10 protein-coding genes are annotated in these 12,144 nt (G+C 70.7%); 7 read left to right on the top strand and 3 right to left on the bottom strand.

Annotated features, from left to right (window positions below; genetic code table 11):
- Position 1: 1 nt before the first annotated feature.
- Complete coding sequence (locus ACIA1L_RS30255) at positions 2-649, bottom strand: hypothetical protein (RefSeq protein ID WP_396076428.1); 648 nt, start codon at positions 647-649, stop codon at positions 2-4.
- Complete coding sequence (locus ACIA1L_RS30250; protein WP_396076427.1) at positions 646-1,005, bottom strand: hypothetical protein; 360 nt, start codon at positions 1,003-1,005, stop codon at positions 646-648. Before ACIA1L_RS30250 ends, ACIA1L_RS30255 begins: the two co-directional genes overlap by 4 nt.
- Positions 1,006-1,077: 72 nt before the next feature.
- Here ACIA1L_RS30250 and ACIA1L_RS30245 point away from each other — a divergent pair, with 72 nt between their 5' ends.
- From ACIA1L_RS30245 to ACIA1L_RS30215, 7 genes are all read left to right on the top strand, one after another.
- Positions 1,078-3,537 carry a CHAT domain-containing protein gene (locus tag ACIA1L_RS30245; protein WP_396076426.1) on the top strand — a complete coding sequence of 820 codons (2,460 nt, stop codon included), beginning with the start codon at positions 1,078-1,080 and terminating at the stop codon, positions 3,535-3,537.
- A gap of 19 nt (positions 3,538-3,556) precedes the next feature.
- Positions 3,557-4,117: a tetratricopeptide repeat protein gene (locus tag ACIA1L_RS30240; protein WP_396076425.1), complete on the top strand. Its 561-nt coding sequence runs from the start codon at positions 3,557-3,559 to the stop codon at positions 4,115-4,117.
- Between the two features lie 80 nt (positions 4,118-4,197).
- Complete coding sequence (locus ACIA1L_RS30235) at positions 4,198-5,619, top strand: DHA2 family efflux MFS transporter permease subunit (protein WP_396076424.1); 1,422 nt, start codon at positions 4,198-4,200, stop codon at positions 5,617-5,619.
- Between the two features lie 35 nt (positions 5,620-5,654).
- Complete coding sequence (locus tag ACIA1L_RS30230; protein WP_396076423.1) at positions 5,655-7,025, top strand: carotenoid oxygenase family protein; 1,371 nt, start codon at positions 5,655-5,657, stop codon at positions 7,023-7,025.
- A 30-nt stretch (positions 7,026-7,055) separates the two neighbouring features.
- On the top strand, positions 7,056-7,610 hold the full coding sequence (locus ACIA1L_RS30225) for an ABC transporter permease (protein ID WP_396076422.1): 555 nt from the start codon (positions 7,056-7,058) through the stop codon (positions 7,608-7,610).
- 124 nt (positions 7,611-7,734) lie between these two features.
- The gene (locus tag ACIA1L_RS30220) at positions 7,735-9,405 is read left to right on the top strand and encodes a PP2C family protein-serine/threonine phosphatase (RefSeq protein WP_396076421.1); all 1,671 of its coding nucleotides are present in this window, start codon (positions 7,735-7,737) and stop codon (positions 9,403-9,405) included.
- Positions 9,406-9,409: 4 nt separating this feature from the next.
- Positions 9,410-9,880, top strand: coding sequence for a response regulator (locus ACIA1L_RS30215; RefSeq protein ID WP_396076420.1), 471 nt, complete (start codon positions 9,410-9,412; stop codon positions 9,878-9,880).
- Here ACIA1L_RS30215 and ACIA1L_RS30210 read toward each other — a convergent pair.
- Positions 9,799-12,081 (bottom strand): ATP-binding protein, encoded by a 2,283-nt coding sequence (locus ACIA1L_RS30210; protein WP_396076419.1) that lies wholly within the window; start codon positions 12,079-12,081, stop codon positions 9,799-9,801. The genes ACIA1L_RS30215 and ACIA1L_RS30210 overlap by 82 nt on opposite strands.
- Between the last annotated feature and the right edge of the window lie 63 nt (positions 12,082-12,144).

The following is a 12,144-nucleotide window of genomic DNA, read 5'->3' as shown; positions in this document are numbered from 1 at the left end:
CTCAGCAGGCGGCGACCACGGCGGTGTTGGTGATCGAGGCGTACGGAATGTCGACGGGCTCGGCGCGGCCGGTGACCTTGAGTCGCAGCCGCTGCCCGTCGCCGGAGGCCAGCGCGCCGCACGTCGTCTCGCTCCCCTGTTCTACCCGCAGGAACGCCGGCGGCTTGGTGGGTGCCGGCGGCGCCCACCAGGACAGGCCCACCCCGGTCAGCAGGAACAGCAGTCCCGCGCAGACGGCGCGCCGGGCGACATCGAGGCGGTGCGCGGCCCGGACAGCGGTGGCTACCCGAAACGCCTGCACCGAACCGTGATCGCGGCGGATGTCGGCCAGGGTGAGCGACAGGAACCTGCCGCCGGCCTGGGCTGCCAGCGCTTGCCACAGGCCGACCACGCTGCACGCCAGTCCGATCGCCACACACGCGGTGATCGCGATCCGCCAACCGGTCGGCACCGCGCTGGTCACGTCGCGACCCTTGATCACGAGTCCGGTGGTGACCAGGGTGATGAATGCGGCCAGACCGGTCCGCCACTTCTCGGCGCTGGCCTGCACCCGCGGCAACGATTCGCGGACCAGCTGCTGAAAGTCGTCCCGCTCGGCCAGGTCCGCGGGGGTCGGCGGCTTGTCGGGCAACGTCGGCCGGTAGGTCACGCCGGCTCCTCGTCCATGGTGAGCTGCACTCGGAACGCCACGCCGCACCCGGTCACCTGTTCGGGTGCGTTGGGGTGGGGCCGGCCGCAGCCGCAACTCACGTCCAACACCACAGAGCGCGGTCCGGCGCCGACACCCGCCGCGCCGCGCACCTCGGTGACCGCGCTGCCCACCTGGCGGTCAATGAGGTGATGACCGCACCTAGGGCAAGGTCCGGACAGCTCTGCCGACACCACACCCCCGACCTCCACGGTACGGACCACGACCGTCCCCGCAGCCACGAGGTGAAACGCCCGCTCGGTCCACTCGAAAGCGGTGGTGCGGCAATGGGGTACGTCCTGTTCCGGTTCCGGCACAGTGGACTCCTTTCGAGCGGTCCCGGTTGCTCGCCATGATTCCAGGCCGCCGATCGATGCCATAATGGCGCGGTGCGCGGACGGTGGCGACGGCACCGCGCGGGCTCGGATGCGTCACCACTGCCTGCGGTGCTGTGGTGGGACGGCGACCCGGCAACGGCCGACGAGGCGATCGACGCCGCCCGCGCCGCCTACGGGTCGGCTCCTCGGCTCGATCCGGTCTGGTTCGCTGCGGGCGAGCTGCTCCAGCAACGGCTGATCAACCGCGCACACCGGCGGGCAACCTGGGCCGATGTGGACGAGGCCATCGCCGTGCTGCGGGAGCTCACCGCAGCAGGATCACCGACGCCGGATCTCCTGGACGCGATGGGCAATGCGCTAGCCACCCGGTACGAGTGGTCGGGCCGACTCGTGGATCTCGACGACTCGCTGCGGCACCTCAGACACGCGGTGAACCGGACCGCACTGGACCATCCGCAGTGGCCCGGCCGCATGGCGAACCTCTCGATGACCCTGCGCCTGCGGCACCGGCACACCCGGGAGCCGGGCGATCTGAGTTCGGCGCTGGCGGCAGCCCAGGCGGCTGTAGGCGGCCTGCCGCCGAACAGCCCACATACCGCCATCCTGCACTCGAACCTGAGCATCCTGCACCTGTCCCGCCATGAGGACAGCGCAGCGGATGCCGACCTGGCGACGTCGATCGAGCACGCCCGGATCGCAGTCGGGGCGCCCGGCGAACCCGATGATCGGCGGGCGATCCAGCTGTCGAATCTCGGCCTGGCACTCAGCCTGCGGTGGGCGGCGGCACACGACCCCGGCGACCTGGCCGAGGCGGCGGATGCCGCTCGCCGCGCGGTGGCCCGTACCCCGGCGGGGCATCCGGCGCTGGGCCGACATCTGGCGCTGCTCGGCAACGTCCTGCTCGACCAGCATCGGCACCACCGGGACGACGCGGCCCTCGAGGAGGCGATCGCCACGCGCCGCCGCCTCGCTGATCTGCCCACCGCACGGCCGGCGACCAGGATCACCGCCGCGGTGACCTTGGCCGCCCTGACCGGCGATGCGGATGCGGCGTTGGCCGGCTGGCGTACGGCGGTGGAGCTGCTGCCCCTGACGGCCTGGCACGGGCTGGACCTGACGACCCGGGAGCAGGCGCTGCAGGATGTCCGCGATGTCGCCCGAGAAGCCTGCTCGGCGGCGGTCAACCTCGGTCGTCCCGAAGCGGCGGTAGAGCTGCTGGAGCGGGGCCGATGCGTGCTGTGGGGACAGTCGCTGCGCCTGCGGGCGGACCTGAGCCGACTCGCCGAAGTGGCACCGGAGCAGGCGGGGCGCCTGCAGGTCGCCAGTGCGGGCCTGGACAACGAGGGCACCGACGGCGAGGAACGCATCCGGCTCGGCCGGGTCTGGGACGACACGCTGGCCGAGATCCGCGCGCTGCCCGGGTATGCCGACTTTCTCGCGCCGATGCCGTTCGCTCGGCTCCGCGAAGCCGCCGCCAACGGCCCAGTCGTGGTGGTCAACGAGTCTTCGCAGGGCGCCCACGCGCTGATCGTCACCGACCGGGTCACGGTGGTGCCGCTGCACCTCGACAACCTGATCGAGCGGACCAACACCTACCTGGAGGCGATGTCCTACGCCGCCCAGGCTGTCGGTCCAGGCGGCTATCTGACCCGCGAACGGTTCCGGCACGCGCTGACCGACACCCTCGCCTGGCTGTGGGAGGCAGTCGCCCTCCCGGTGCTCGCCGCGTTGGAGATCACCGGGCCACCCACGGACGGGCAGCCGTGGCCCCGGCTGTGGTGGTGCCCGACCGGAGCGCTGACCTTTCTGCCCCTGCATGCGGCCGGGGTGCCCGGCGACTACCTGCCGGACCGGGTCATTCCTTCGTACGTCACCAGCCTGACTGATCTGACCCGCGCCCGGTTGCCCCGCCCCACCTGCCCGCCCCGGATGCTGGCTGTCGGCGCGGACCACCTGCCCGGCCAGCCGCCGCTGCCCGAGGTAGGGCGGGAGCTCGACAGTCTCCGCCAGCTCCTGCCACCCGACCAGCTCACCATCCACACCGGTGCGCACGTGACCCGGGCAGCCGTACGGGCGGCGATGCACGAACACTCGTGGCTGCATCTCGCCGGTCACACTCGGCCGCAGCCGGAGCAGCCCACCCGCACCGGCGTGCTGCTGCCCGACGGACCGCTCACCGTGCTGGATCTTGTCGACCTGCGGCCGGAGCATGCTGAACTGGCCTACCTGTCGGCGTGCATCACGATGCTGGGCAGCGGGTCGCTCACCGACGAGGCCCTGCACCTTCCGGCAGTCCTCCAGCTGGCCGGTTACCGGCATGTCATCGCCACCCAATGGCACATTCAGGACCATCACGCCGCCGATGTCGCCACCGCGGTGTACCGACAGCTGATCGCAGGCGGCCGACCGGACGCCGAGCATGCCGCAACGGCCCTGCACCACACTCTGACTGAGCTCCGCCGAACTGGTCACCCGGTCGACTGGGCGCCGTTCATCCACACTGGACCTTGATTCCCGCCGAAGGAGATCTGTGCGCAGACGTGAACGCAAAGCCGTGGAACGCGCCGTCGAGCAGGCTCGCCGGACCGGTCCCGCCGACACTGCCGCGGCGTTGTCGGATGCGGGTGAGGCCTACCGCGAGGCGGGTGACCAGGACGAGGCGTTGCACTGCTTCCACCAGGCCCTCGCCCTTTATGGCGAGCTGGATGACGTCCAAGGGCAGCTGGTCGTCCTCACGAAGGTGGCACTCGTGCAGCGTGCCGCCGAGCGATTCACGGATGCGGCCGACGCCTATCAGCAAGCTCTCGCGCTGTCGGTCGCCCTCGACTGGCAGACAGTCACGCCTCTCCTGCAGCTCAAGGTGCGGGCAATGGCCGCGGCGGAAACGGCAGGCATCGACGTGCCGGACCAACTCATCGAGTCGGCGGCATCCGCGGGCCCGGGCCGCATGTGGGTGTACGAGGTCGACGACAACCTGGTGCCGAAGGGTGCCACGCAGATACCCGCGCAAGCGATCAAGCGGGGCTGGGAGGTCGACGACGGGGAGCTCACCGGGCTGATCATTCCCAACGTCAACTACCGCCCGAGGTAACTCCCGCTGAGCAGTAGTGAACCATCGTGGACACCTGAGAACCTGGAAACTGAGCACCGGTCGATCGAAGACTGCTCGGCATGTCCCTCGCTACGAGCGTCCCCGCCCCGGGAGTCACGGCCCGACACCCCCGAGCCGTCGCGGTCCTCGCCACCGCTCAGTTCCTCGTCCTGTTGTCGACCTCGATCGTCAACGTCGCACTGCCGTCGGTGCGGGATGGGCTGGGACTCGGCCCCGCGGCACTGACCTGGGTCGTCAACGCGTACGTCCTCGCGTTCGGCGCCCTCCTGCTGCTTGGCGGGCGCCTCGCCGACGTCCTCGGCCAGCGGCGCACGTACGTCATCGGCCTCGGTGTCTTCCTCGTCTCCAGCATCGTTGCGGGACTTGCTCCGACAGCCGGAGTGCTGCTGGCGGCACGGGCCGGGCAGGGTGTCGGCGCGGCTGTCCTGTCCCCGGCGGCGCTGGCCCTTCTGCTGCGATTGCACCCCGGTCGCGAGGAACGCGGCCGGGCACTGGCTGTCTGGGGTGGGGTGTCGGCGGCCGGTGGCGCGGCGGGGGTCCTGCTCGGCGGCCTGCTGACGGATTCCCTCGGGTGGCGCTGGGTCTTCCTGGCCGGCGTACCCCTCGCTGTCGCCGCTTTGCTGCCGGCGCTGCGGGTGCTACCGGCAGATCCGCCGCGCACCCGCCGTTCTCTCGACGCCGGCGGCGCCGCGCTGGTGACGGCCGGGCTGGTGCTGGCTACCTACGCCGTGGTGCAAGGCGGCACGAACGGCTGGCTCACCGCGACCACCGCACTGCTCGTGCTGGGCGCAGCCGCCCTGCTCGCGGCCTTCGTCGTCGTGGAACGGCGGCAGCCTGCGCCGCTGCTGCCCCTGCGGCTGTTCGCCAACCGCGACCTCACCCGGGCCAACTTCGCCATGACGCTGCTGGGCATGGTGTGGGTCGGACTGTTCGTGGTGCTCCCGCTCTATCAGCAGCAGGTCCTCGGCTGGTCGCCGCTGCAGTCCGGCGTCACCCAGTTGCCGCTCGCCCTGGCAAACATCGTCGCCGCCCAGCTCACCCGGCACGTCGTCGCCCGAACAGGGGCCACGGCGACCACGGCCGGCGCGCTGGTGCTGCTCGCCGGCGGCCTCGCGTGGCTCGGCACCGCGGGGACTGACGGCACCTTTCTGCGTACGCTGCTGGGCCCGTCGCTGTTGATCGGTCTCGGCATTGGTGCCGCGTTCGTCCAGCTCACCGCCGCGGCGACGACCGGGGTGGCCGCGGGCGACCTCGGTGTGGCCGGCGGCTTGATCAACACCACCCGCCAGGTCGGCGGCGCGGTGGGCCTGGCGGTGATGCTCGCGATCGCCGCGGCCCGGACCACCGCATTGGACCACCTTCCCCCGGTCGAGGCCCTCGCCGCGGGTTATCGCGCCGCCCTGCTCAGCGCCGCAGCCGTCGCATTGCTAGCCGCCGCCCTGTCGGCGGTGCGGCCACGGCAGCCGCGGCCCTCCCACTGACTCACCGTCCCGCACTCACCGCAAGGAGAATCGCCATGTCCAGCACCACCGCCTCGTCCCTCGGCAGCAGCGCAAAGCCGTACCTGCACGCACACTTCGAGCCCGTCGTCGACGAGATCAGCGCGACGTCGCTGACCGTGCACGGCACCCTGCCGCGCGAACTCGACGGCCGCTACTTCCGCAACAGCCACAACCCGCTGCCCGGGGTCGTCCCCTCGAACTGGTTCGCCGGATCCGGCATGATCCACGGCGTTCGGCTGCGTGCCGGGCAGGCCGAGTGGTACCGCAACTCCTGGGTGAAGACCCCGGCCCTGGACGGCGCCCCTTACCGCCGCCCGGACGGCAGCATCGACCTGACCGCGAGTGTCGCCGGCACCAACATCATCGAACACGGTGGCCGCATCCTGGCCCTGCAGGAGCAGAACCTGCCGTTCGAGATGACCAGAGACCTCGGCACCGTCGGCCCCTACGACTTCGGCGGCAAACTGCGGACCGCCATGACCGCGCACCCGAAGGAATGCCCAGTCACCGGCGAGCTGCACTTCTTCTCCTGGTCGCCGTACCCGCCGCACATCACCTACTACGTCGCGGACCGCTCGGGCGAGATCGTGCGCGCCGTGGGAGTCCCCACCACCGGTCCGACGCTGCAACACGACTTCGGCCTGACCACGAACCACGTCGTGTGGCTGGACATGTCGCTCGTCTTCGACCACACCAACCCGGGACTGCCGTTCTCGTGGAGCGACAGTTACACCCCGCGCATCGGAGTCATGCCCCGCACCGGCTCGACCGAGGTCACCTGGTTCGAGGTCGAGGCCGGGGCGCTGCTGCACGTGGGCAACGCCTACGAAGATGCCGCCGGCAACATCGTCATCGAAGGCCCGCGCTACGACCGCAGTGCCTGGGAGGTAACCGACAAGTTCAGCATCGGTGCGCCCGGCCACCTGGGCACCCCGAACGGCGGCGCGGTGCACACCCGCTGGATCCTCGATCTCGCCACCGGCAAGTCGAGCGAAGCCGTCGTCGACGACCTGGTCACCGAGTTCCCCACCATCAACGAGGAGTTCCTCGGCCGAGCCCACCGCTTCAGCTACGCCATGGCCTTCCCGGGCGGCGGCCTCGACGAGTACGCCGTCGTCAAGCTGGACTCCGCCACCGGCCAGACGACCGTGTCGCGGATGGGCGACCGCCGCATGCCCGGCGAGGCGGTGTTCGTGCCGGCGCAGGGCGGCACCCGCGAGGATGACGGCTACCTGCTCACCCTCGTCAGTGACACCCGGGCGGACGCTTCGCAACTGCTGGTCATCGACGCCTCGAACCTCGACACCGTCGCCGCCGTCGAACTGCCCCGCCGGGTGCCGTCCGGGATTCACGGCAACTGGATCCCGGACGCCGACCTCCGCTGAGCACCCGTTGACGAGCAGGGAGAACACAGCATGAGCATCCGTACGGACAACCGGCCGAGCTACACGTCGTTTGGGCTCGCGTGGCTCATGGGGTACGGCGCCCTCGCCCTCGATGCGGGCAGCGATCCGATAACCGACCTGCCCGGCCAGCTGCCCGGCATCCTGCTGGCGGTCGGCATCGCCGCGGCCCTCGGCGTCACCTGCGTCTCGATCATGAAAGCGCAGCGTGGCGTCGAGGGAACCGCCGCTCTGCAGGGCACCCTGTCCGGTGCCGGCTGGGTCGTGGGCTTCACCGCCCTGTTCCTGCTCATCACCTCCCTCGAGGGCTTCCTCGCGGAGCACCACGTCGGCACGGTGCTGTGGCCCACGGGATCGGCGCTTGTCGTCGGCCTGCTCTACCTGCTGGGCGGCACGATCGGCCGGGATCTGCATCAGTACGCCCTCGGCGTCTACCTCGCCCTCGTCGGCGGAGCCGCGGCCTTCCTCGGCCTGACCGGGATGTACGCCCTGCTCGCCCTGGCCGGCGCCGCGGGCTACTTCATCGCCGCGGCAGCGGAGCGCCGGCGACTTGCGGTCGCGGTCTAGCGCATCACCTGCAGTGCAGGCACGCCCGGTGCGAAACTCTTGTACCGGGCGTGCGGCGTTGCCGCGGCCAGATCTTTGCCATAGGACAAGCATCTGGGCGATAATTCGTCGCGGAGGTGGTGGCTTGAAGGGGGCTGAAGCACGGTGGGCAGGCACGCTGCACCACCTGTGGCGAGCCGTCGCGGAGATCGAATCCCGCGAGGACCTGGCCGCACTGGTACTTCCCGCGCTGCAAGCTCTTCCCGGCGTCCACGCCGCCTGGGGCATCCGGTATGCGGCAGACGGGAGCGTCGCCCTCCATCGCTGGGCGGGACTACCCCTGGAAGGGCAATTCCGGACCCTTGCGGAGCACCTCGCCGCGCCGACGACGGAGGACGCCGTCCGGGTCGTCGAACCCACCGGCGCCGGTGCCGAGCAGCTCCGGGCGGAAGGTGTCACGCAGGTGCTCGTGGCCCGGCTCGACGCCGGACGTGAGCCGCACGGAATTTTCCTGGTAGCCGTCGACAACCACGCCGACGTGGCCTTCGTGTCCACGTGCCTGGTCCAGGTCATCGAGGTCACCCGGGCAGCCGTGCACCGGCTCGCCGCCACCCGTACCGCGCATCAGCAGCAGGTCCGCGACGCATTACTGGCGGAGGCGTCGCTCCAGATGGACGCGGTGCTCGACACCACCCAGACGATGTACCGGGTGCCGCGGATGGCGGTTCCGGCCATCGCCGAAGGTTGCCTCGTCTACGCGTACGACGACGGTGTGTTACGCATGCAGAGCTCCGTACACGTGGACATGCGCCGATTGTCCGGCTTGCTGGCCGACCAGGGGGTGGTCAGGCGCCTGGATCTTCTGGTGGCTCAGGCAGTCAGCGGTGCGCCGGCGCGGGCGGACGACGCCGACGCGACGGTCCTGGCGACCCGAGTCGTCACGCTCGAAGTGCTGCGGGCGCGAGGTCGGGTCATCGGGGTGATGGTCCTGCTGTTCGACCGCAGCGACGAGCAGATTCCACCCGCCACCTTCCGGCGCGACCTCGCCGCCCGGGCTGCACTGGCTATCGACAACGGCACGCTGTATGAACAGCGCCGCCGCGAGGTGGTCACCATGCAGCAGCACCTGCTCCCGTCCACATTGCCCCAGGTCGACGGCGTGTCCTTGGCAGCGTCCTACCGGGTCGGTGACCGGGTCCTCGAGGTCGGCGGTGATTTCTACGACGTGGTGATCCGGCCCGACGGTTCCCTGGCCGCCCTGATCGGCGACGTGTGTGGGCGCGGGGTCGACGCTGCGGCGCTGACTGGAATGTCCCGGCACACTCTGGCCGCCCTGCTCCAGGAAGGCCTGTCACCGGTCCAGGCGCTCACTGCGCTCAATGCCCGGCTCCGCCTCGACGGTTCGTGGCGGTTCGTCACCGCGGCGATCGCTCTCTGCCGGTTCACCGCCGAAGGGCTCGCCGTGGAGTGGACATCGGCGGGTCACCCCGTCCCGATCCTGCAGAGCCGGAGCGCCGGGGCCCGCCCGGGGCGCGGCGGAGGCGTGCCGCTCGGGGTGCTCGCCGCACCGAAATTCGGCCGGTCCGACCTGGTGTTGACGCTGGGCGACACACTGCTGATGTTCACCGACGGGCTCACCGAGAGCCGCGACGCCGACGGCCGCATGTTCGAAGCCGAGCAACTGGGGAAAGCATTGGAGGCACTCCACGAGGTGCCGGTCGACACGCTGGTCGACGAGCTGAGCCAGGCGTCGGCCGCGCACGGCACCGGTGGAGCCGACGACATCGCCGTCCTGGCGATCCGCGCAAGGGAGTGACCCCGTGACCGCACCGACCGAGCACCTCATCCTGGTCGTCGAAGACTCCGACGAGGACGTCGAAGCGGTCCACCGCGCGATCAGCCGCTCCCACCCGCAGCTGCGGCTCGAATTCCTGCACTCCGGCTCCCAGGTCCTGCCCCGGCTCACCGCTCCGGACGCCGAGCGGCCCCGCCTCGTCCTGCTCGACCTCAACATGCCGGGCGAGGGCGGCCTGGAGGTCATCCGGCAGGTACGGGCACACGCCGACCTCGGCGACCTCACCCTGGTCGTCTTCACCTCCTCGGAGAACCAGGCCGAAGCCGAAGCCTGCTACCAGGCCGGTGCCGACAGCTACATCTACAAACCCATCAATTTCTCGCTGTTCCAGAGCGTGCTCAGTCAGACGCTCGACTACTGGTTGTCCCGACCGTCCGTGCCGAAGGTCGCCCAGACGGTCGTGCCGCCGCCCGCCGACTCCGCGGCCCACACCTGACCGCCGTGCCGTTCCACGATCCGCCGCACAATCGCGAGGCCCGCACCCGACCCGTCGCGACCCGCCACCGGGTGCAGCCGCCGGAACAGCTGGAAGGCCTGCTCCCGCAGGTGTGCGGGCATGCCGATCCCGTCGTCCTGGACGAAAACGGCTTCGCAGTGCGCACCTGACGGGTCGGCCACCACCGACCGGCCGACAACGACCCGGCCACCACCGCCCGGGCGGGCATACTTCGCCGAGTTCACCAGCAGGTTGACAAGCACCTGGTCGAAGAGGATCGGATCGGCCGACACCAGCACCGCCGGAGCGGGCAGGTCGACAGACACTTCCGACTCCCGCAACCGCGGACCCGCCACCTCGAGCGCCCGCTGCACCGCGGCACGCAGGTTGACCGGCTCCCGCCGCAGCTCCGTACGCCCCAGCCGGGCGTAATACAGCAATGCGTTGAGCAGCTCGTCCATCCGGGTCGCCAGCCGCTGAATGGAATCCAGCCGACGCAGGGTGACCGCGTCCATCTCCGCAGCGGCGTCCTCGACGATGAACGTCGCCGTGTTGGCGATCCCGCGCAGCGGCTCCTTCAGGTCGTGGGCCGCCGCATGCGCGAACGAATCCAGGTCGATGTTGCTCCGGCGCAGCTCGAGGTTGAGCGCGGTCAGCTGCTGCGCCTGCCGCACCGCGATGCCGAGGATCGCCCGACCCAGCTCCACGGCCATCGCCGCATCCGTTGCCGACCAGGGCTGGCTCCGGCCCCGCACCGACGCCAGGAAGACGGCGGTGGAACCGCGCGGCGTCAACCGCTGGCCGTGCGGGCCCAGGACGACGGCCTGGCGCGGATCGGCAGCCCAGCGCCGGGACACCGTACGCTCCCCGCGCAGCCACACGATGCAGTCGCCGTCGGTGCCGGCGGGCAGCACCAGCGCACCAGCGAACGGGCCGCTGCGCCCCGCCAGTTCCGGCAGGTCCTCCCCCAGCCGATCGCTGTGCCACACGTCGCCCTCGCACGGCAATGCGGCCAGCACACGATCCAGCACTTCCGGGCCGGGATCGACGCCGTGCACCACCGAGGTCCCGCCGATGCGCACGACGACCGCGTCGCACTCGACCACCGCTTCCATCCCCTGCGGGACGTCCGGCCAGGAAATCGACGCTTGCGCGGAGAGGCGTTCGAGCAGGCGCGCGATCAACGCCCGCGACCGGTCCCGGGCGGCGACATCGTCGCGCTCCCGCAGCGCGGCCAGATGCAGCGACAAGGCGACGCCGAAGAACTCGCAGGCGGCCCGGGTCTGCGGACTCAATGCCTTCGCCGCCCGACCGTGGCAGGCGATCAGCCCCCACAACTGGCCGTCCGACAGCAGCGAGACGGACATCGACGAGGTCACGTCGATGTTGCGCAGGTATTCGAGGTGAAAGGGCGACACCGTCCGCAGCACCGACAGCGACAGGTCCAGCGGCTCGCCAGTTTCGGGCAACACCTCGGGCACGAGCCGAGACGTCTCGTCATCCACGTCCGCGATGACCCGGATCCAGTTGCGCTCGTACAACCGGCGCGCCTGCGGCGGAATGTCCGTCGCCGGGAACCAGAGACCCAGCCACGGTTCCCGATCGGCGGCCACCTCTTCGGCGATCACCTCGCCGGGCCCGTCCGTCGATTCGAACCGGTACGCGACCACCCGGTCGTAGCCGGTGATCGCCCGAACTTCCCGCACCGCCGCGGCACAGGCTTCCAGCACGGTCGACGCACGCTGCAGCCGGACGAGTGCGTGTTGGATCGGTGCGAAGAAGTCGGTCACTGTCTGCTTCACCGGCGCCGGCTCGAACTCCAGCACCAGCATGCCGTCGGCCCGGTGCACCGTCACATCGAATGGCCGTGGCCCCGCATCGGCGGCGATCTCGACCGGCAGCATCGCCGTCTGCCCCGTGTCGGCATCGACCAGTTGGTCCAGCGCCGCCGCCTGAGCAGCGGTCAACAAGCGCTCCACCGGCGCTCCGGGCAGGTCGGCCACGCCGAGAACGGCTTCCGCATTGGCGCTCACGACGGCGATGCGCTCCTCCTGCACCGCCACCAGCGCGCCGTACGACTGCACGCCGCCCAGGCGGTGAATCGGCTCGCGGACGCAGTCGGACAGGTCGAACGACGTTCCCGCTTCCCGCTCAGCGGCGGCCTCCCGCGCCGACACCCAGCCCAGCCCCTCAGCACCCATGGCATGACCCTAACGAGAGTCGCTCAGCCTGGCTGCCGGCCTGCCGATGGGGTGTCAGAAGGT

It is taken from the genome of Actinoplanes sp. NPDC051859, from assembly GCF_044452725.1.
Lineage (GTDB): Bacteria > Actinomycetota > Actinomycetes > Mycobacteriales > Micromonosporaceae > Actinoplanes.
Note: the sequence above shows the minus strand (reverse complement) of the source record. Positions and strands in the feature narration are given on the sequence as shown.